The sequence below is a fragment of the Paenibacillus jamilae genome (assembly GCF_050482105.1).
Classification (GTDB): Bacteria; Bacillota; Bacilli; order Paenibacillales; family Paenibacillaceae; genus Paenibacillus; species Paenibacillus jamilae_B.
In genome coordinates this window covers 221,725-243,085 of sequence record NZ_JBCNHI010000018.1, presented here as the reverse complement: position 1 = coordinate 243,085, position 21,361 = coordinate 221,725, and the positions used below count along the sequence as shown (strand labels likewise).

Here is a 21,361-nt window from a genome sequence, read left to right as displayed (position 1 = left end):
CCAGCCGCTCTTTTCAGGCTTTCTTTCCTTCCGCCAAATTCAACATTTCCTGTGCGTGATGCAATGTTTTTTCGGTAATTTCCACGCCGCCCAACATCCGTGCCAATTCCTTAACGCGACCTTCCTCCGTTAATCCCTCAATTTGAGTCATGGTCCGTCCATCATGAACGTTCTTCTCAATCAAGTACTGATGATCTGCCATACATGCCACCTGCGGCAAATGAGTAATGGAAAACACCTGACAAACGGAAGACAAACGATACAGCTTCTCGGCAATAGACTGAGCTGCACGTCCACTCACCCCGGTATCCACCTCGTCAAAAATGAGTACCGGAATTTGATCATGACGCGCAAAGATACTTTTCATGGCCAACATGATGCGTGATAACTCACCACCGGAAGCGATCTTACCGAGTGGACGAAGTGGCTCACCTGGATTGGGTGAAATTAGAAATTCCGCATTATCTATCCCTTGTTTGGTAGGTCGTACCTTTAGACCTTTATATTCGTATCCCCGTGGATCTTCAATTGGATCAATGCGCACCTTGAGTGACGTTCTTTCCATTTGGAGATCTTTTAATTCCTGCTCTACTTGCTCTGCAAGTTCTTCAGCACAAATTTCGCGCGCTTCTGTAAGCTCTTCAGCAATCTCCAGCAAACTCGAAAGCAACTCATCCCGTTTTGCAATGAGCTGCTCCAGCCGCTCATCTTTATTTTCCAACAGATCAGTTTCCTGCTCAATACGGCTATAGTATTCCAAAATCTGCTCTATACTATCACCATATTTTCGCTGTAAACCGGTAATTTGATTTAAACGTTGCTCCACCTCATGCAGCTTACCTGGATTAAATTCAATATCCTCACGATAAGAACGTAATTGAAATGCTGCATCCTCTAACTGGTAAAAAGCAGATTGAATCTGCTCTGCAATGGGTTGAAGGCTTTTACTATCGTAGCTCTGAACATCATTTAATCTGGACAACACGTTATTGACCGTATCCAGCCCACCTCTGCCACTTAACAGCTCGTATGCTCCTGATATTCCATCCATCATTTTCTCACTATGGGATAGCTTGACCCGTTCCTCTGCCAATAATTCATCTTCACCCAATTTTAACTCCGCTGCTGCAATTTCTTCCAATTGGAATCGGTACATATCCAATAGCTGATAAGCCTTTTGACTGGAGCTTTGCAATTCTCTTACTTCTTTTTCCGCTTTCACAAAGGCATTGTAGCGCTCTCTATAAAGCGCTTTGACTGGACCAATGACCGAATCACCGAACGTATCCAGCAGCGCCAGATGGCGATCTGCGCGTAACAAGCTTTGATGCTCATGCTGCCCGTGGATATTAACGAGTTGCTCACCTACCTCACGCAACATCGTTAAATTAACCATCTGACCGTTAATTCGAGATGAGCTTTTCCCCTGAACCGTAAGTTCACGACGAATCAGCAAATGCTCTTCTGGATTAGCCTTAATTCCTTGTTCCTCCAATGTAATCCAAACGGGATGTTTGGCCGGCAGTTCAAACAAGGCTTCCATTTCTGCTTTATCACAGCCGTACCGCACGAGGTCCGCAGAGCCCCTGCCGCCCGCAATCAGCCCAAGTGCGTCGATAATAATGGACTTACCAGCACCTGTTTCCCCGCTCAACACATGAAACCCTTTATAAAAATGAACATCAACAGCCTCTACGACTGCCAAATTCCGTATAGACAATGTGACCAGCATCGTTCTTTCACCTCTATGATGTACAAATTAAAACGCCTATTATGCGTAGCCATTATAATTAGGAAATGTAGCCCATAAGACGATTCACGATAGTTTCGCTGTTTTCTTCCGAACGGCAAATAATTAAAATGGTGTCATCCCCACTAATCGTCCCCATAACCTCGGGCCATTCAATATTATCTAACAAAGCCGCAATCGAGTTAGCTGTTCCCGGCAGGCACTTCATCACAATCAGATTGGTTGTGTAGTCAATATGCAAGAAGTTGTCAACCAATGTACGCTTCAGTTTCTGCGTCGGATTATAGCGCTGGTCTGAAGGCATCGAATATTTATATCTGCCGTCGTCCATTGGAACCTTTATGAGCAACAGTTCTTTGATATCACGGGATACAGTTGCCTGCGTGACCTGGAAGCCAGCCTTACGCAATGCTTCAACGAGATCATCCTGAGTTTCAATTTCTTGTTGTGAAATAATTTCCCTGATTTTAATATGTCGTTGACCCTTCATATAATCTCTCCTATGGATTAATCTTCATATTCCTCTTCTTCGAGGTCTTCCACCAATGTAATAAGGCGAATACTCTTCTCGTCCGTATCGACGTACAATACCCCCGCACAGCCGGGATAGAGCAACAAATAAGGCAGCAGCCTGTCCCGTAAAGCTGGACCGTTCCACTCCATGGGTTGCTTGCGGCGTGACGTTTTGACCATATATGTCGAACCGTTACGTACAGCTACGTAGTCTATAAACAAACGGCTATACACGATATGTCCATTCACTTTAAAAGCAAGCGGTATTTTCATTTTCCCGCCCACCACTTCATATCCTGCTTCCTCTAGTTGATCCACAGCAGGTCCCTCGTTCAAATCTTCGTTAATCGGTATCGTTTTTAGCACAAGCGGTCCCGGCTCCTTTAACCAGGCACGTAAGCTATATAAAGCCCACACTCCTAATATCACCCCGATTACAGTGATGATAACCGTATCGTATCGAGTATCCATGGACCGATCACCTCATGGACATATTCTAGGACAAGAAGTAAAATTCCTTTTCATTTGTACATCTCATTATAGGCGAACGTGAGTTCTACAAGCAATCCCCCACACCAAAAAGAGGTTCTCTTAAGTTCACAGAACTCAAGGAGAACCCCTGAATGTCACTTACGCGATGGACCGTTATGGAAAGTCTGACTTGCTTCCTGAACGGTTCGTTCAATTAATGGACCGAAATCCAACTTCTCCAGCTGCGATTCTGCAGACGGAAGACCATCTAAACGCCAATGCGCTAAAAACTCAATATTTCCTTCGCCACCTGTAATAGGGGAATAGGCCAGTCCTTGTAACGTCAAGCCAAGCTCATGAGCAAACATCAAAATAGTCTGCAGCACTTCTTTATGCGTAGCAGGATCTCGGACCACACCAGATTTCCCAACCTTTTCGCGTCCGGCTTCAAATTGAGGCTTAATCAGAGCTACAATATCAGCAGGTTGATGCAACAGTGCAAGCAACGGTGGCAAAATAATTCGTAAAGAAATAAAAGAAACATCAATACTTGCGAAATTAGGTACAGGACCGTTCAAATCCGCAGGTGTCATATATCTGAAATTCGTTTTCTCCATCACACATACACGTTCATCATTACGAAGGGACCAATCGAGCTGATTGTACCCCACATCAATAGCATATACATACTCCACTCCATGCTGAAGCGCACAATCCGTAAAACCTCCGGTTGATGAACCGATGTCCAACATCGTCCTACCCTTCATGTCTAGCTCAAATTGACGGATGGCCTTTTCGAGCTTCAACCCTCCACGGCTTACATACGGATGCACTGCACCTTTAACTTTAAGCTCGCTGGAGCGTGGTACCTTCATTCCCGCTTTCTCGATCCGTTCGCTATCTGCCAACACTAAACCTGCCATGATCGCAGCTTTAGCCTTTTCACGGCTTTCAAAAAAGCCTTGTTCTACCAGCAATACATCAATGCGTTCCTTCGGAACAGACATGTTAATCTCCCTTTAGGCAGCCAGGCTGCTCTTGTCATACTTTTTATAATATCATGTTATTACTTTAAGTTACTCTATACAGATTGGCCCATGCCATATGCTGGCTCAGCAGACCATTTACGCAGCTTTAAGCATACTGCTTCAACGGTAAGCCCCACTTCTGCGCGTTGCTCTTTGATGGAGCCGTGCTCCACAAACATATCGGGAATGCCCATTAAGCGCACCTGTGCATCTTGTATTTCTTCTTTGGCGTAAAATTCCAGTACAGCGCTACCCATACTTCCCGCTTCCGAAGCTTCTTCCAATACAATCAGCTTCGTATGCTGGCGAGCCAGCTCACGCAACATCTCCTCGTCCAGAGGCTTGAGGAAACGAGCATTCACGACACCCACTTGCATACCCTCACGTTTCATTGTCTCTGCCGCCTCTGTCGCCACCTGAAGCATCGGCCCCGAAGCAATAACAGCAAAGCCCTCACCCTTACGGAGAAGCTCCCAGCTGCCGATAGGAATGGACCGCAATTCTTTATCCAACGGCACACCAACCACATTAACACGTGGATAACGATAAGCAATTGGACCATCTTCGTAGTCGAGTGCTGTTTTCATCATATGGCGCAGCTCGTTTTCATCCTTCGGCATCATCAGTACTAGATTTGGGATATGTCGCAAGAATGCCACATCAAATACGCCATGATGAGTTTCACCGTCAGCGCCAACAAAACCGGCACGATCAATCGCGAACATTACGTTGGCATTATGGCGGCAAATATCGTGCACAATTTGGTCATATGCACGCTGCATAAAAGTGGAATACACCGCAAATATCGGCTTCATTCCTTCCATTGCTAACGCTGCACACATGGTTGCAGCATGCTGCTCAGCAATACCGACATCAATCATCCGTGTAGGAAACTCTTTACTAAACGGCACTAGTCCTGATCCACCAGGCATTGCAGGTGTGACTGCAATGATACGCTCGTCCTTCTCAGCCAGTTCAATCAGTGTTCTACCGAAAATTTCCGTATACATCGGATTGCCTACGGCTTTAAGTACCTGCCCTGATTCCATTTTATAGGGACTGATGCCGTGCCATTTGTGCGAATCGGCCTCCGCAGGCTTATAGCCTTTACCCTTAGTGGTGACGACATGCACTAATACGGGACCAGTAACATTATCAGCCTGCTGGAAAGTTTCGATTAACTTGGACAAGTCATGTCCGTCCACTGGTCCGAGATACGTAAATCCCAGTTCCTCAAACAAGACCCCTGGCACCATCATATATTTAAGGCTGTCCTTGACACGACCAGCCGATTTGGCAAGTTTACCGCCTATGGCAGGTATTTTTTTTAGCAAAACTTCCAGCTCATCCTTTGCCCGTAAATAGTGGCGATCCGAGCGGATTTTGCTCAAATAATTATGCATGGCACCTACATTCGGAGCAATAGACATTTCATTATCATTCAGAATGACCATTAAGTTTTTACGTTCATGACCAATATGGTTTAATGCTTCGAAGGCCATGCCTCCAGTCAATGCTCCATCCCCGATCATCGCAATAACTTTATTGTCCTCGCCCTTCAAATCTCGTGCCAAAGCCATTCCCATTGCAGCTGAAAGGGAAGTGCTGCTGTGTCCAGCTTCCCAAACATCATGCTCGCTCTCACTTCTTTTTACAAACCCACAAAGTCCATCACGCTGACGAAGTGTATCAAAACGATCCATTCGCCCTGTCAATATTTTGTGTACGTAGGCTTGGTGCCCAACGTCATAAATCATCTTGTCCTTCGGACTGTTATAGCAATAATGCAGGGCGATCGTGAGCTCAACCACTCCCAGATTCGATGCCAGATGCCCCCCAGTCACGGACAGCTTCTCAATCAAAAAGCTCCTGATTTCCTCGGCCAGAGAAGCCAACTCCTCAACTGACAGTGATTTCAGATCGCCTGGTTGCTTTATGTGTGGAAGCAGCACGCATATCTCCCCGCTTTCCTTCAAGTTTGTGTGTAAAGTTAACAAATATTATATCACACTTTTGGGCTGTGCTTAAACGCAGACAAGTTAAACTAGCTCTTATGCTATTAATGATCACGCTTCATCAGGTAATCCGCTATCTCCAGCAAACGCGAAGAATCGGGAATACCACTTTCGGCAATCACTTTTTTAGCAGACGCAGTGAGATCCTCCACTTGTCGCAGAGATGCGTCCATACCGATGAAATAAGGATAGGTAACCTTCTCCTGTTCAACATCGCTCTGCGTTTTTTTACCCATTTTGCTTTCATCGCCTACAAGATCCAATATATCGTCCTGAATTTGAAAAGCCAGGCCCAAATCTCGTCCAAAACGACGAAGTGCTTCTAGTTGATCCTTGTCCGCTCCACCAATCCGTCCACCTGCTAAGAGTGAGAAAATGATCAAATCAGCCGTTTTATGAAGGTGGATATATTCCAATTCCTCGATTCTCGTCATTCCCTGCTCGCCTGACATATCTGCGACCTGTCCACCCACCATGCCTCTAGCACCGCTCATTTCGGATAAATCCTCAACAATGGATAATAATGCATCGGAAGATACACCATGGCGGCGTCCCGCTTGCACGATACTATAAAACGCATGGGTGAGCAAAGCATCGCCCGCAAGAACAGCAACCGCCTCACCGTATACCTTGTGATTCGTCAGCTTTCCTCGCCGATAATCATCATCATCCATCGCTGGCAGATCGTCGTGAATGAGGGAATACGTATGTACCATTTCTACCGCACATGCTACTGGCAACGCAGCTTCCCTACTTCCACCAAATGCTTCAGCAGCGGCGATCACAAGCAGAGGCCGCAGCCGTTTTCCGCCTGCGGTAAGTGAATAATTCATAGATTCTAGAAGCACAGCGGGAATGTTCCAATGCGCTGGAAACTGCTCGGTCAATGCAGACGAAACCGCATCCGCTGTCACAGTCAAATATTCCTTGAACGACGGTCTACTCAAGCCCTTCACCGCCGTTTTCATCCAATCCGCCGCCGAAAGGCTTCTTGCGCAAATCTCCATCTTCTTCCACAATCATTTCAATTTTACGTTCGACCTGTTCCAGCTTCTGACTGCAAAGCTGAGACAGCTTCATCCCCCGCTGGAACAAATCAATGGCTTGCTCCAGAGGAACGTCTCCATGCTCCAGTTGTCCGACAATTTCTTCAAGAGCGGCCATCGCCGCTTCAAAATTCAATTCCGATTCATTCGCCACCGTGCTTCGCGTCCTCCTTCATTCCCCATACTTGACAGTCTAATTGCCCGTCACTCACTTTTATCTTGATGGAATCTCCCGGTTGTACGTCTTTGAGCGATTTGATTAGCCGCTTCTCCTGCTCATCGTATACCAAGCTATAACCTCGGGCCATGACTTTGAGCGGACTCAGCGCATCCAGCTGACGAATTCCGGTATGCAGCTGCTGCCGTCCCGTTTTGGCGATCGCACGCATCGCAGACTCCAGCTGACGTTGTGCCATATCTGTCTGCTTGCGCGCGGAACGAATTTGCTCACGTGGATTAAATCGCTCTAGTACCTGCCACATACGCGCGTTTTTCTCTGCGTTTAAGCGTGAACGGTTAGACGCTGCCCGGATCAGACGCTGATGCAGCATGTCCATTCGCTCAGCATGCTGGAGCATGTAGCGGCGCGGATGCAGCAGTACTGGCGAACGCCGAAGCCTCATCAAGCGTTCACGGCTGGTTTCCAACCGCTGCCGGAGCGCATTGCGCAATCGCTGCTCCCGCTGAAGTAGTTGATCCCGAAGCTCTCCCTGATGAGGCACGGCCAGCTCAGCTGCTGCGGTCGGCGTCGCTGCACGCAAGTCAGCCACAAAGTCAGCAATGGTAAAATCCGTTTCGTGTCCAACTGCCGAAATCACGGGAATGACCGATGCGTAAATGGCACGCGCAACCGCTTCCTCATTAAACGCCCACAGTTCTTCCAAGGAGCCACCGCCCCGTCCGACAATCATTACCTGAACCTCCTGCATACGATTCATGGCTTCAATTGCCTTAACGATCGAGGGGGCAGCACCTTTTCCTTGCACAAGAACCGGATACAATACGATTCCGGCCTGTGGGTATCGCCGTTGAAGTGTGGTGATAATATCACGCACAGCTGCTCCGGTCGGTGACGTAATTACGCCAATGGTTGCCGGGTGAGCTGGCAAGTCACGTTTGCGAGCGGTATCAAACAACCCTTCTGCATCAAGCTTTTGCTTGAGTTGTTCATAAGCCAGATAAAGGCTGCCTATACCGTCAGGCTGCATTTGAGTCGCATAAAATTGATATTGTCCATCCCGTTCGTACACGGATACGTTTCCCCGGGCGATAACACGCGTACCTTCTTTCGGTACGAAAGGGAGCCGTCTATTATGGGTCGCAAACATAATCGAACGTATGCGGCTCCCCTCATCCTTGAGCGTAAAGTACATATGACCACTCGAATGATGCGTAAAGTTAGAAATTTCCCCGCGTATCCATACATCTGACAGCACCTGATCGGATTCCAGTTTCATCCGGATATAACGATTCAGGTCCTTTATAGAATAAATACGTTGTTGTTCTGCCACAGGCAACTGCCTTTATGCTAAACCGTGCGAGCGCTTGGCTGCTACGAGCGTATTTTGCATTAGCATTGTAATCGTCATTGGGCCTACTCCGCCGGGAACAGGCGTAATCGGACCGGATACTTGCTTTACGCTCTCAAAATCAACGTCACCCGCCAGCTTTCCGTTCTCCAGACGGTTCATTCCCACATCGATAACTACTGCACCCGGCTTTACATACGAAGCATCAATGAAATTGGCTTTACCAATGGCAACGACCAAAATATCCGCTTGCTTACTGAGCTCGGCAATATTCGCTGTACGAGAGTGACACATCGTAACCGTAGCATTTTCACGCTGCAGCAATAATGATACCGGCTTGCCCACGATATTACTGCGACCAATAACAACTGCATGTTTACCAGCTATTTCTACTCCAGCGCGTTTGACTAATTCAATGACTCCAGCGGGAGTACATGGCAATAGGCTATCATCACCGATGACCAAATTCCCTACATTTACTGGATGAAATCCGTCAACATCTTTCTCCACTGCAATCGCGTCAATGACAGCTTTTTCGTGAATATGCTTTGGCAACGGCAGTTGTACCAAAATCCCATGGATATTACTTTGATGATTTAGCTTATCCACCAATTTCAGTAATGCTTCTTGTGAAGTATCTGCCGCCAGTCGATGAACCTCAGAGTAGTAGCCGAGATCATGACACGCCTTTTCCTTATTTTTAACGTATACCTGAGAAGCAGGATCTTCGCCTACCAGTACAACAGCCAGTCCGGGTTGAAAGTGGTGTTCTTTCAAACCAATGACCTCTTGCTGAATGCTTGCCCGAATATCCTGAGAGATTTGTTTACCATCAATGATCGGTGCTGACATGTTTATCCACTCCCCAACCTGATTCAGTAGTCTCTAATTAAAAACGTGCTTTCAATTGCTCCAGCTCTTGTATAACTCGTCCCAGTACACCATTGACAAATTTACCCGATTCCTCAGTACCAAAGTGCTTCGACAATTCAATTGCTTCATTGACTGCTACCTTGGCTGGAACATCCTCGCGGAAAATCATTTCATATACCGCAAGTCTCAAAATTTGGCGATCCACACGTGAAAGTCGGCTGATCTGCCAGCCTTTCAGGTAGTCTGCCAGCAGCCCGTCAATCGCTTCCTTGTGCTCCCATGTGCCACGCACATGCTCCAAAACGTACGCTCTTAACACTGCTGCGTTTTTAATCACGACTTCCGCTTCGTTATCCTCAGCCGCTTCCTGAAGCAGCATGTCTACAGCTGCCGCTGCATCCACTTCATTCATTTCCATATGGTACATACTCTGTACCGCTAATTCCCTCGCCAGACGTCTTTTCATGCCCTGCCTCCTACGCTTGCCTATATCTATTTTTCATTCTAACCAATTTCCACAAAAAAACCTGTGAACGCATCCTCCAAAACCGTTGGGCGCAAATAAGCTACAGCTCTATTTTGGAGAACACGTATCACAGGGTTCATTTAAAAGGACGCCAACGTTGCGACAACCACTCGCTCCATTCTTTCCAAGGGAGGAACGAACCAAGCGCTGAATCGCTACGTCTTCCTAGCGTATATCCGATGAACACCATCAATGCAAAGAACAACATATTCCAAAAGCCTGCCCACAAATAAATAAAGCCGAAAAAAATACCAGCCGTGATCCCCATGATCCGGCCCTTGTAACTTCCCCATATTTCTTTCCAGGGCATCAGGGAAAATCACCTCTATTCCACACGACTCTTAAAGCTTGGTGACTGAGAAACATTAGCGATGTACACTGACACATTGGACACTGGAATTCCTGTAATTTCTTCCACATGGTCATGTACCCCCTTTTGTACCTCGGAGGTTAACACTGGAATGGAGCTTTCCCCGTCAACAATCGCCCGAATCGTAATATCAAGTCCCGATTCCAACACACGAACGCGTGCTTTCAGATCCTGCATCCCGCGAAATCGGGAAGCCGCTTTGAGGCACAGGTTTTCGATGGTATCCACCGAAATCTGAATATCACCGTATTCGGTTCGCTGATCAATAGAATGCTGTACGGTTTGGTTCCGTCGAATTGAGATATAAAATACCCGAAGGCTCAATAACAACAGAACTCCCGCAATAATCAAGCTGGTAAACCACACCACTCGCTCATCCTCAATACTTAAAACATACGGAATGGCCCCGCTCAGAAGGAGGATGGCGAGAATGGAGATAATTCCGATACTTAAGCTGTACAAGAACAGCAGAAGTCTGTCCATAACTTTAGCCACGAAACGCACAGCCTCCTTAAATTAGAGTAAACCCTCGACCCATAAGGGTCGGGGGTTTGTACAAAGTATCACTCTATTTAACCCGTCCGGCGCCCAGCACTTCCGGCTCTTCTACTTTTTCAGCATTTTTGAATTGAACATCATGAATTTGCACGTTCACTTCTACCACGTTAAGACCTGTCATGTTTTCAATGGAACGCTTAACATTATGCTGAATAGCAGCAGCCACCTCAGGCAGACGGTTACCATACTCAATAATGACGGATACGTCTACAGCAGCTTCACGCTGTCCGACTTCCACTTTTACACCTTTAGATAAATTTTTGCGGCCTAGCAGTTCGGCAAATCCGCCAGCAAATCCGCCACTCATTCCCGCTACGCCTGGTACCTCAACGGTAGCCAGTCCGGCAATGACTTCAATAACTTCCGGGGCAATTTGAATTTCCCCAATTTCTGTACGTTCGAATTCGGTTGGCACTGTGCTCATACCTTCAACACCTTTCGGTCAAAATAAGTTTCATTCCAGCTTTGGATATCAAAGCAGACATGCTCACTTATTATCCATACTATATCATTTGGCGTTCATTATGACAAACTGAGGAAATATACCGATTAAACTTCGTTTTCCTCCAAAAATTTAATATCAAAATCGCCTTCAATAAAGGTCGGATGCTCCAGCAAACGCTGGTGAAAAGAAATCGTAGTGGGTATGCCCTCAATAGCAAACTCAGCCAAAGCCCGCTTCATTTTGGCAATCGCCTCCTGCCGTGTAGGCGCCCATACAATCAGCTTGGCAATCATAGAGTCATAATAAGGAGGAATGCTATAACCTGGATAAGCAGCGCTGTCTACCCGTACTCCAGGACCGCCTGGAGGCAGATAAAATCCGATTTTTCCCGGTGCAGGCATAAAATTACGATCAGGGTCCTCAGCGTTAATGCGGCATTCTATTGCCCACCCATTAATCGTGACTTCTTCCTGAGTAAAGGAAAGCGGATGCCCTTCAGCGACCGAAATCATCTCTTTAATCAGGTCTACACCAGTAATCATTTCTGTGACTGGATGTTCTACCTGAATACGTGTGTTCATTTCCATGAAATAGAATTTATTGTCTGGACCAAGCAAAAATTCAAGCGTGCCTGCGCCAGAGTATTGAACCGCCAAAGCTGCACGAACAGCTGCCTGTCCCATTTCTTCACGAACATCCTGCGAAAGTACTGGGCATGGTGCTTCCTCCAATAACTTCTGACGACGACGCTGCACAGAGCAGTCCCGTTCGCCCAAATAGGCAACATTACCATGCTTGTCCGCAATGATCTGTATTTCCACGTGTTTCATACCGGTCAGATATTTTTCCAGATACACACCCGCATTGCCAAAGGCCTTTTGCGCTTCCTGCTGAGCAGTCGTGATTTGCTGGATAAGGTTATCCTCATCTTCAGCGATACGAATACCTTTACCACCACCACCTGCAGTGGCCTTGATAATTACCGGATATCCGATATCACGTGCGATGCTGATTGCATCCTGCACATCCTCAACCAGTCCGTCTGAACCTGGAATAACCGGAACTCCGGCATTCTTCATGGTCTGCTTGGCGACAGCCTTATCTCCCATTTTGTTAATTGCATCAGGAGAAGGGCCAATAAACGTAATATTGCACGATTCGCAAATTTCAGCGAAGTCTGCATTTTCCGCCAAAAATCCGTAACCTGGATGAATGGCATCACATTCAGTCAATGTAGCAACACTCATCAGGTTCGTAAAATTAAGGTAGCTGTCCTTAGACAACGTCGGCCCGATACAGTAAGCCTCATCTGCGAGACGCACATGTAACGAATCCTTGTCAGCTTCCGAATATACGGCAACTGTCGAAATATTCATTTCGCGGCAAGCGCGAATGATACGAACCGCAATTTCTCCACGGTTCGCAATTAATACTTTTTGAAATGTCATGACTTTATCCTCCCTGGGAGCAGTCTTGCCGAACCCTCAAAAAAGGGACAAGCAAGCTTTTTACTCCGGTTTCACAAGGAACAGTGGCTGGCCATACTCAACCAGCTGTCCGTTTTCGGCCAAAATTTCCACAATTTCGCCCTTCACTTCAGCTTCCAGCTCGTTCATCAACTTCATGGCTTCAATGATACATACCGTTGTTTTATCGCCTACTTTACTGCCGACACTCACATACGGGGCCGTATCCGGGGATGAAGAACTATAGAAAGTGCCTACCATCGGAGATACGATTTTATGTAGATTGGCTGCATATTCCTTTGGTTCTCCAGCAGTTGCATGTCCAACATCGGACTGTACTTGTGGATTCGGAATTGCAACTTGTGGCGCCACTGTATAAGCAGGTGCTGTTACAGGAGCCTGTACCGTAACGATCTCGCTTTTACCCGGTTTACGGATCATCAGGCGAGTTCCTTCATTTTCAATTTCAAGCTCATGCACAGACGTTTCATCCACCAGCTTGATCAATTCCTTAATCTCGCTTAATTTAAACATCTCTATTAATCACTCCTTCAGCATTTTGCCGGTTGCTGATAACATTTTTGAAACAGCTTTATGTATTATATCACAATCATTAAAAATAGAAAGAGCCCGGGATTATGCAGAAATCCGGGCTTTTTCGCGTTTTTTGTCTTATTGTGTAACATACTGGACGCTGATCTTGTCTTGCGTAACATTTAATTCCTTCATAACTTTATCGACAATTGTCACCGCTTGCTTAGCATCCAGTTTTTCACTTAAAACCACTACTTTGTATTTATCCGCATCCTCCTCACGGACGACTGCATTGGCGAATTGCTGCTGTAGCTCTTCCTCGATGCCAGTAATTTTGGCCTGTTTATCTTCAAGCACATGTAATTCCTTTTGCGCTTCTGCGGCTTTCTGAGGTGTACTATCATTCATTGCAGTAGTCAGCTCGTCATTTTTCTTTTGATTTTCTACATCCCGCTCTAGCAAATAGTTGTCAATCACAGCTGCTGCTGTTGGTTGGGCTGCTTGTTCGCTTGCCACTTGATCAAGTACCTGCTTGTCGGTTTTGGCACTAGAAGCTGCCTTGTCACCATTTTTTGCTGTTGTGTCCGTCTTAGCCGCAGTTGAATTTTGATCAGAAGTAGCCGTGTCCGTAGCAGAGGCGGCAGCTGTGCCTTTATCACCTTTTGATGGTTCTGTTGCTGAATCAGTTGTAGTAGCTGTGTCTGGCTTTGTGGAAGTCTCTGCAGTTCCGCCTGTTACTTCTCCGTTGGTTACCACTTCATTCACTTTCAGCTCGTTCATTTGTTCTTCTGCCTTTGTTGTTGCTTCCTGGGCAGCATCCTGTTTAACCTTGCTCACCTGCTCGCTGTCTGCCACTGGTGGATTAGCCGGGCTCGAGTCCTCCGTAAACAAATAATATGCAGACAGTACCACCATTAAACTCAGCATGGACACCAGCCAAACGGTTTGTCTTTTATTATTCATGTTCCGTCCTCCATATTCATAAGTGGTTTGCAATATTAACTTCTTTATTCCCCAATCCCATATTATCCCTGCTTACGCGGAACGACTGATATTTTGTATGCAGGCACGTTCAGTCCCTTCTGCACAGCATCCACAATGAGCTGCTTCACGGTAGGGTTTTCCGCTCCCATAGCTACAACAAGCACTCCCCTTACCTGTGGTTTTACTTTTTTAGTAACAATCGGGGTATGCTGACCGCCCGATGATTCATAGGTGACAATCTCGCCATCGCGCGTATATTGAGTATTGTGCCTTTGTCCACCATTGACGTCCGTCTCGTTATTTTCTTGCTGCATGTCCTTCACATTCCGTTGAACAATCACTTCTTCGGTAGAGTCCACCGTAACCATGACATCGACGGTTCCTACGCCGACAATCTGCTCCAGCATCTGTTTCATATTGTCCTCAAAAGCCTTCTCGATTCCGGCAAAGGAACTGCCTTCTCCTACCGTTGTTTCTAACGCAGGCTCATTTTTTATTACGCCTGGCGGTTCTCGCCCTACGTTTTCAGGGTCGACTTTTTTCACATTAACGAATGAATTAAAGAGCATGATCGCTACACCGATGAGGCCAAGAATAATCAGCCAACGAAATGAATTGAACCTTTTCGCTCCGTCTGCCCCTCCACCCATCCATTGCTCCAGCTTTTTCATCCATTTCCCCAATTTGGTTCACCTCCTGTTACCATTCCTGTGTTCCATCTGGCGCACTAATCACCTGAACATGTGTGCTGTCGATCCCCCATTTTTCACGTAGAATTCCTGTTATTAAGCCAAAAGCTTTCTGATCCGCAGGTTTGTCATTCTCTGTGGTTTCGTCAGGACTACGATCATCTTTTCGCGTTCCTTCATTAAGATTAGAGGTTTTTGAAGGTGTCGGCTCCACACGAATATTCACTGTCTTTTCAGCTACAGGCTCCACAATAACCGGCTTGATATCTGTAACTGGCAGGATGTTTGTATTTTTTTCTTCTTCCGCCTTCTGCTCCGCCAATTTGATCACTACTGACTGAACACCCATTCCTGCTTCTAGTCCCGATTCTTTCTGCTGAATCTGCGCAAGGGTCACCTGGACCGACTGAATTGCTAACCCGGTGTACTGCTCCAGCTGCCCCTTCATCTCCTTAGCGACCTCTTTGCCTGCCCATTGCAAGGAGCTTTGTTCCTGCTGTTGCTTTAGCTGTTTGCCTTTGGCTAAGATCTCCTCCAATGTCGGTCCCCTGTTACCTGTCTCTGCCTGGCGTTGTAGATCCAATGCACGCCCCAGAACCTCTGAGGGGCTACTGCTCAGCAAGCGCACGATCGGTGATAGCAAAGTCAACAAAATAAGCAGGCTGAGAACGAGTTTGACATACCTTTCCATAGATCGGCTCGGTAAAATCATATCGACAAAAGAAGCTAGTAGCACGATTAGCACCAGTTCCTTGAGCCAGCCCCCCAGCCAGGTCACGTCACTCGCCTCCCTTTCGTTGGATTGTGTGCATATATTCACCTCATCATGACCGTCATGTTGCCTGCTGCGAGCATGACGGTAATCGCAAGGAAGGACATTAATCCCACTGCCGCCAGTGCCGCGAAAACATAAATCATACTCTTGCCGATGGCATCCAAACATTCCACAATAGGCGTATCCCCCAAAGGCTGCATGATTGCTGCAGTCACTTTATAAATGAGAGCCAACGTCAGAATCTTGAGCGCAGGAAAAGCGCACAGGAACAAAATAATGATGACTCCTACAAGGCCAATGGCATTTTTAACGAGCAGTGATGCCGAAATGACCGTATCCGTCGCATCTGCCAGCGCCTTGCCTACCACCGGAACAAAGCTACCTGTAATATATTTGGCTGTGCGAATCGTTAATCCGTCAGTAACCGAAGAGGTTAATCCCTGTACCGAAATGACTCCTAGAAAAATAGTCAGAAGCACGCCGAGCACGGCAACCCCAGCGTTCCGCAGTAGATCAGCTAACTGAGTCAGCTTGTATTTGCCTGTTAGCGAGTTGACCAAGTACAGCACAGCCGAGAAGAACAGCAACGGGAAAACAAGCGTATGAATGACTGTTCCGACCGTGTTGATCATAAATACAATCAGCGGGTGGGTCACCGAAACCGTGACAACGTTACCCATCGAAGCCAACATGGTAAATAATAAGGGCAACATCGCCATCATGAAGTGAATCATGCTGTCAATTGCTTCTTTGGCATAACCGATCGCTACACTAAAGCTATTAATCGCCAGAATGATAATGACCATGTACACGATAGCGTAGGCAACCTTGCTGACCTGCTTGCTTTCAAAAGCGCTTTGCAGCGTTTCCAGTACCATACTCATAATGCTGAGCATAACGATGGTGACGAGCAGCTTGGCATTCACTCGGATTTCATGGATGAAAAAATCAGCTATGGCAAGCAGCACACCTTTTATGCTGAATCCTTCACCACCTGGAAGCAGCATGTCCATGAAAGAAGGCGTTTTCTGGTCAGGGAAAAATCCGCCGTACTGCTTCATGAGTCCGTCCCAATAATGTTCAACATCATCTTTGGGCATTTGCTCCGCCTGTTGTTTGATCCATTCGTTTGTAGGTGTATCTGCAAAGAGGACCGCCGCCGAGGCGCACCAGAAGCATAGCAGCAAAATCACAATGACTTTGACATTCGGCATGCCCCCCAGCCTTTTCATGGCATCACCCCCTCAGGCGGGCATCAGCTTCAGAACGGTATCAATAATAATGCTGATAATCGGGATTGCGAGTACCATGATGAGTACCTTTCCAGTAAGCTCTATTTTGGAAGCCATGCCATCTTGTCCCGCATCACGTACGATCTGTGCTCCAAATTCGGCAATATAAGCGATGCCGATTATTTTTAATACGGTTTTAAAATAAATCATGTCCATGCCTGAAGACCTGGCTAGTCGCTCCAGCACGGCAACCACAGATCCGATCTTGCCAATCAGCAGCAAAAAAATGATGATTCCCGCAGCTGTTGCAATCAAAAAGGCAAACATCGGCTTCTGTTCCTTGATAACTAAGATGAGGACTGTGGCAACGAGAGCGAAGCCCACCACTTGAATGATTTCCATGTGTTCACCTACTGAAAAAGAAAAATAGATTTGATCTCTTGCAGAAGGTTATCCAGCATTCGCACCACCATGAACAGCACGACAACGAAACCGATGACCGTCACCCAGTGCGCCATGTCTTCTTTGCCCATTTGCTTTAGTACGGTATGAATCATAGCGATAATAATGCCAATTCCGGCAATCTGGAAAATTGCGTTCACTTCTAAATTCATTCGAGCACCCCGCTAATAGATCAAAATGACGATCAATGCTCCGATCAGCAGTCCCAAGCTTCTGCTCATACGCTCGTATCTCACCTGATCTGCCTGCGCCTGCGCTTCTTCATGGGATAACTGCTGGATAGTCAGCGCAATGTGCTTGATCTGGTCTTCACGGTCGCTGGTTCCAAGGCTGTACGCAAGCTGACGCATCGCTTCCTTCTCGGCCTTCTTCATAGAGGAACGGCTCCACGATTCTTCAATCGCTTTATGCAAGCTCTCTCTGGCGGTCAGGCCAAAAGAGGGGTGCATCCTGCGTGAGGCTTGCTGAAACAGGGTGCGCAGCGGCTCTCGCAAGGGCTCTCCTGTCTTGGCAAAAGCATCTGGTAACGGAGACACCCCGTAAGAAACCTCGGTGGTCAGTCTTTGCAGTGCGAGAATTAGCTCTCTGATTTGCTGCGGCCTCATGGCAAACTGCCTTGCCCGTTGCCAACCTGCCAGTGTTGTGGCTAATATAACCAAGACAGCTCCCAGCAGTTTAAGCATAGGAGATGCCCCCGTTTTGCCCTTCCCCAGGCAGTGTTAACCTGCGCTGCTTGGCATCTGCCAGCCGAAAAGAGACGCCCCGGCTCGTCCGCTCCAGCATGACATAGAGCTGGAACAGCTCCTGTCCTGTAGCTAATCCGGCAAAGGCAGATCGGCTCGCCATTTCAGCCACATCACGACCATGTGCGGAAGCGATGACTGCGATGCCTGCATGAAGCGCTTCACGCACCGCCTCCGCATCTTCTGGCCGCCCGATTTCATCCACAATCAGGACATCCGGTGACATCGAGCGAATCATCATCATCATCCCCTCTGCTTTCGGGCATCCGTCCAATACATCGGTGCGAGGCCCGACATCAAAACCGGGGATGCCCTTGTGGCTACCGGCGATCTCAGAGCGTTCATCTATAATGCCCACCTTAAGTCCATTTCGTCGCCCTCCGTTGCTTTGCATCCCTCCGTAACTTAGTTGCCGGGCCAAGTCCCTAAGCAACGTCGTCTTGCCATGCTGAGGCGGTGACAAGATGAGTGTATGACGTATTATTCCGGATTTTCGGTCCGCTACATAAGGCAAAATCCGATCAGCTATGCCGGGAATAGCCCGAGCTATTCGTACATTAAAACTGCTTATATCCCTCAAATGCTCTACTCGCCCTCGGTTGAGTACAGTTCTCCCTGCCAAGCCAATACGATGACCGCCAGGGATCGTAATAAACCCTTTGCGAAGCTCCTCTTCCATGGTGTACAGAGAATGATTACTGATAAAATCCAGTAATCGATGGGCATCCTCGCGATTAGGCTTATAGGCTTCAACAGGATTCAAAGTCAATTGACCAGCAGTCGTTACAAAATGATGATCACCATTTGCATTAACTTCCAGCGGCCTTCCTTCCCGGACCCGGATTTCTTCCAGTTGCTTAAATACCGATTCTGGAAGCCTTCCGAGTATACCGTGTAGAGGTTCCGGAAATAACTCCAGCCATTCCATACCAGTGCCGCCCCCTCACAGTTGTCCTTTTTCTTTAAGACAAGTCTATGGCTGACTCTCGCTTTTTATGACGAAAATATATTGAAAACCTAGTCGAACATTTGCTCACTTCTATCCACGCTCAGCAGGCCTTTCTCCCGCTTGCTCAAGCCCCTTCTTCTGATTTACATAATAAAAAAAGCATCCCCGTAGCCTTGTTGGCTAAGGGATGCCGTTGGGAGAAAAAAGATAGATTTAAAGCAAAAAGAGGCTGCTCCACAGTCTGACTCTCACTGATGGAACAACCTCTCAAACTATTTCTCTATTCTATATTTTATCAATCTATACATAGGGAGCCAATAATATATCAACTTTCCCCCGTTAAGCCTCTCTCTGGATCACATGGATATTATTAGCGGCGGTCTTTAGGTCCGCCCACAAACGCTTGCTCCTCGGTATCCAGGTTATAAGCTGTATGCAGCGCTTGAATAACCTCATGAAGCTTTCCAGCTTCAATTACACACGATACTTTGATTTCGGATGTGCTTACCATTTTAATGCTAACGCCTTGCTCAGCCAGCACGGCAAACATTTGTGCTGCAACACCCGGGTGGCTAACCATTCCTGCACCTACGATGGATACCTTCACCAGATTTTCCTCAGACGTTACTTCACGGTATGGAAGCTCTTCGCGAATACCTTCCAGCGTCTTAAGTGCAGCTTCACGATCTGTCAGAGCTACTGTAAAGGAGAAGTCTGCTTTGCCAGCTTCAACCCCGCTCTGTACAATAATGTCTACATCAATTTTGGCTGCTGCCAGTGTTCCGAATACTTTTGCCAGTACACCGGGGATATCTGCAACGCCCAAAATACTGATTCTTGCTACATTTTTATCATATGCAATTCCACTGACTACAACGCCTTGCTCCATTACTGCATCCTCCTTTACGACTGTTCCTTCATTATGGTTAAAACTGGACCGCACAATCAACGGCACCCGGTTATGTTTGGCATACTCTACTGCACGGGGGTGTAACACAGCCGCACCCAAATTGGCTAATTCCAGCATCTCATCATAAGAAATTTCTTTTAGCTTACGTGCCACCTTCACGATCCGTGGATCTGTTGAATAAATGCCGTCCACATCCGTGTAAATTTCACAGGCATCCGCTTGAATTGCTGCCGCCAGCGCAACAGCCGTCGTATCAGAACCCCCACGACCCAGCGTCGTAATATCTCCATCTGCAGACATTCCCTGGAAACCAGCTACAACAACAATCTTGTTGCTGCTCAGTGCATCCAGCACACGCTGAGGTTGAATATCCGTAATCCGTGCCCGACCAAAGTCAGATTCAGTACGGAAGCCTGCCTGCCATCCCGTAAACGATACCGCTTCATGACCCAGTTGCTGAATAGCCATCGACAACAATGCGATTGAAATTTGCTCGCCTGTCGTCATCAACATATCCAGTTCACGTGCAGGCAACTGCTCATTTAGTAATTTGGCCTGGTCAATCAAGTCGTCTGTCGTGTCTCCCATTGCGGAAACGACCACTACACATTGATGCCCTTCACTCTGTTTCTCAACAACGCGTTTTGCCACGCGTTTCATGCGCTCCGTGTCACCGACGGAACTGCCTCCGAATTTCATGACATACAAAGACAACGATATTCACTCCCTCAGACTCACAGTATGTAACCTTAAGATGGCACCAAACGATTTGAACGTGACATCCTGCGGCATAACTTTAGTACAGTATAATACGAAAGTGCTGTGCGGAGCCATTGTTTTTTAATTTTCGTACATATAAAAATATCCCCTGCCCTTAACAAGGACAGAGGAAACTTAAAGCAGTGAAATCTATGCGCGAGACATGTATTTGCCGTCACGAGTATCAATTAACAATACATCATCTTGGTTAATAAACAGAGGAACTTGAACATTCAAGCCTGTTTCCAGTTTAGCATTTTTGGTTGCACCTGTAGCTGTATTTCCTTTAATACCTGGTTCTGTTTCAATTACTTTGAGTTCCACGCTGGTAGGCAGGTTAATACCCAGGATTTCTCCGTTGTAGCTTATGATATTTACATTCATGTTTTCTTTCAGGAAGTTAAGCTCCCATTTCAGTTGATCGCTGGACAATGTAAATTGATCATATGTTTCGTTGTCCATGAATGTATGATCGTCTGCGCTAGCATACAGGTAAGATACGCCACGATTTTCGATTTGCGCCCGGCCGATGGTTTCACCCGCACGGAATGTACGTTCAACCGTATTACCGTTACGCAGGTTCTTCAACTTGGAGCGTACGAATGCTGCACCTTTACCCGGTTTTACGTGTTGGAAATCCAGCACTGTAAAAATATCTCCGTCTACCTCGACGGTCAAACCTGTTTTAAAATCATTAACGTTAATCACTAAAATACCCCTCCTACAGGACTGTT

General features: G+C 46.9%; 25 protein-coding genes. All 25 read right to left on the bottom strand.

What is annotated here, in order from left to right; all coding sequences use genetic code 11:
• Positions 1-13 precede the first annotated feature (13 nt).
• Complete coding sequence (gene recN / locus ABEW32_RS16220) at positions 14-1,732, bottom strand: DNA repair protein RecN (RefSeq protein ID WP_430189281.1); 1,719 nt, start codon at positions 1,730-1,732, stop codon at positions 14-16.
• Between the two features lie 58 nt (positions 1,733-1,790).
• Positions 1,791-2,240, bottom strand: a complete 450-nt coding sequence (ahrC, locus tag ABEW32_RS16215; RefSeq protein ID WP_430189278.1) for a transcriptional regulator AhrC/ArgR — start codon at positions 2,238-2,240, stop codon at positions 1,791-1,793.
• A 17-nt stretch (positions 2,241-2,257) separates the two neighbouring features.
• Positions 2,258-2,734, bottom strand: coding sequence for a hypothetical protein (locus tag ABEW32_RS16210; RefSeq protein ID WP_430189275.1), 477 nt, complete (start codon positions 2,732-2,734; stop codon positions 2,258-2,260).
• 155 nt (positions 2,735-2,889) lie between these two features.
• The gene (locus ABEW32_RS16205; RefSeq protein WP_430189272.1) at positions 2,890-3,741 is read right to left on the bottom strand and encodes a TlyA family RNA methyltransferase; all 852 of its coding nucleotides are present in this window, start codon (positions 3,739-3,741) and stop codon (positions 2,890-2,892) included.
• Between the two features lie 74 nt (positions 3,742-3,815).
• The gene (dxs, locus tag ABEW32_RS16200; RefSeq protein WP_430190408.1) at positions 3,816-5,714 is read right to left on the bottom strand and encodes a 1-deoxy-D-xylulose-5-phosphate synthase; all 1,899 of its coding nucleotides are present in this window, start codon (positions 5,712-5,714) and stop codon (positions 3,816-3,818) included.
• A gap of 107 nt (positions 5,715-5,821) precedes the next feature.
• Positions 5,822-6,745 (bottom strand): polyprenyl synthetase family protein, encoded by a 924-nt coding sequence (locus ABEW32_RS16195; protein ID WP_430189269.1) that lies wholly within the window; start codon positions 6,743-6,745, stop codon positions 5,822-5,824.
• A complete protein-coding gene (xseB, locus tag ABEW32_RS16190) occupies positions 6,717-6,977 on the bottom strand; it encodes an exodeoxyribonuclease VII small subunit (protein WP_430189266.1) in 261 nt (86 codons plus the stop codon). The genes ABEW32_RS16195 and xseB overlap by 29 nt, the downstream gene beginning before the upstream one ends.
• Positions 6,967-8,280 carry an exodeoxyribonuclease VII large subunit gene (gene xseA, locus ABEW32_RS16185; protein WP_430190405.1) on the bottom strand — a complete coding sequence of 438 codons (1,314 nt, stop codon included), beginning with the start codon at positions 8,278-8,280 and terminating at the stop codon, positions 6,967-6,969. Before xseA ends, xseB begins: the two co-directional genes overlap by 11 nt.
• A 66-nt stretch (positions 8,281-8,346) precedes the next feature.
• Positions 8,347-9,204: a bifunctional methylenetetrahydrofolate dehydrogenase/methenyltetrahydrofolate cyclohydrolase FolD gene (gene folD / locus ABEW32_RS16180; protein WP_430189263.1), complete on the bottom strand. Its 858-nt coding sequence runs from the start codon at positions 9,202-9,204 to the stop codon at positions 8,347-8,349.
• A 37-nt stretch (positions 9,205-9,241) separates the two neighbouring features.
• Positions 9,242-9,691 carry a transcription antitermination factor NusB gene (gene nusB / locus ABEW32_RS16175; protein ID WP_430189259.1) on the bottom strand — a complete coding sequence of 150 codons (450 nt, stop codon included), beginning with the start codon at positions 9,689-9,691 and terminating at the stop codon, positions 9,242-9,244.
• Between the two features lie 136 nt (positions 9,692-9,827).
• A complete protein-coding gene (locus ABEW32_RS16170; protein ID WP_013371777.1) occupies positions 9,828-10,061 on the bottom strand; it encodes a DUF2273 domain-containing protein in 234 nt (77 codons plus the stop codon).
• A gap of 15 nt (positions 10,062-10,076) precedes the next feature.
• Entirely contained in the window at positions 10,077-10,616 is a 540-nt protein-coding gene (gene amaP / locus ABEW32_RS16165) for an alkaline shock response membrane anchor protein AmaP (protein ID WP_013371778.1), read from the bottom strand.
• Between the two features lie 73 nt (positions 10,617-10,689).
• The gene (locus ABEW32_RS16160; protein WP_013310820.1) at positions 10,690-11,103 is read right to left on the bottom strand and encodes an Asp23/Gls24 family envelope stress response protein; all 414 of its coding nucleotides are present in this window, start codon (positions 11,101-11,103) and stop codon (positions 10,690-10,692) included.
• A gap of 125 nt (positions 11,104-11,228) precedes the next feature.
• A complete protein-coding gene (gene accC / locus ABEW32_RS16155) occupies positions 11,229-12,572 on the bottom strand; it encodes an acetyl-CoA carboxylase biotin carboxylase subunit (RefSeq protein WP_430189256.1) in 1,344 nt (447 codons plus the stop codon).
• 60 nt (positions 12,573-12,632) lie between these two features.
• The gene (gene accB / locus ABEW32_RS16150) at positions 12,633-13,124 is read right to left on the bottom strand and encodes an acetyl-CoA carboxylase biotin carboxyl carrier protein (RefSeq protein WP_430189253.1); all 492 of its coding nucleotides are present in this window, start codon (positions 13,122-13,124) and stop codon (positions 12,633-12,635) included.
• Positions 13,125-13,262: 138 nt separating this feature from the next.
• Positions 13,263-14,087, bottom strand: coding sequence for a SpoIIIAH-like family protein (locus ABEW32_RS16145; protein ID WP_430189250.1), 825 nt, complete (start codon positions 14,085-14,087; stop codon positions 13,263-13,265).
• A gap of 62 nt (positions 14,088-14,149) precedes the next feature.
• Positions 14,150-14,791, bottom strand: coding sequence for a stage III sporulation protein AG (gene spoIIIAG, locus ABEW32_RS16140; protein WP_430189248.1), 642 nt, complete (start codon positions 14,789-14,791; stop codon positions 14,150-14,152).
• A 16-nt stretch (positions 14,792-14,807) separates the two neighbouring features.
• Entirely contained in the window at positions 14,808-15,575 is a 768-nt protein-coding gene (gene spoIIIAF / locus ABEW32_RS16135; RefSeq protein WP_430189245.1) for a stage III sporulation protein AF, read from the bottom strand.
• Between the two features lie 38 nt (positions 15,576-15,613).
• Positions 15,614-16,804, bottom strand: coding sequence for a stage III sporulation protein AE (gene spoIIIAE, locus ABEW32_RS16130; protein ID WP_430189242.1), 1,191 nt, complete (start codon positions 16,802-16,804; stop codon positions 15,614-15,616).
• A 12-nt stretch (positions 16,805-16,816) separates the two neighbouring features.
• Positions 16,817-17,206 (bottom strand): stage III sporulation protein AD, encoded by a 390-nt coding sequence (gene spoIIIAD / locus ABEW32_RS16125; RefSeq protein ID WP_430189239.1) that lies wholly within the window; start codon positions 17,204-17,206, stop codon positions 16,817-16,819.
• Positions 17,207-17,214: 8 nt separating this feature from the next.
• Complete coding sequence (spoIIIAC, locus tag ABEW32_RS16120) at positions 17,215-17,418, bottom strand: stage III sporulation protein AC (protein WP_010345636.1); 204 nt, start codon at positions 17,416-17,418, stop codon at positions 17,215-17,217.
• Between the two features lie 12 nt (positions 17,419-17,430).
• Complete coding sequence (spoIIIAB, locus tag ABEW32_RS16115; RefSeq protein WP_430189236.1) at positions 17,431-17,949, bottom strand: stage III sporulation protein SpoIIIAB; 519 nt, start codon at positions 17,947-17,949, stop codon at positions 17,431-17,433.
• Positions 17,942-18,937, bottom strand: coding sequence for a stage III sporulation protein AA (spoIIIAA, locus tag ABEW32_RS16110; protein ID WP_430189233.1), 996 nt, complete (start codon positions 18,935-18,937; stop codon positions 17,942-17,944). Before spoIIIAA ends, spoIIIAB begins: the two co-directional genes overlap by 8 nt.
• Before the next feature lie 391 nt (positions 18,938-19,328).
• Positions 19,329-20,582 (bottom strand): aspartate kinase, encoded by a 1,254-nt coding sequence (locus tag ABEW32_RS16105; protein WP_430189230.1) that lies wholly within the window; start codon positions 20,580-20,582, stop codon positions 19,329-19,331.
• A gap of 195 nt (positions 20,583-20,777) precedes the next feature.
• Positions 20,778-21,335, bottom strand: coding sequence for an elongation factor P (efp, locus tag ABEW32_RS16100; RefSeq protein WP_013371789.1), 558 nt, complete (start codon positions 21,333-21,335; stop codon positions 20,778-20,780).
• Positions 21,336-21,361: the final 26 nt, after the last annotated feature.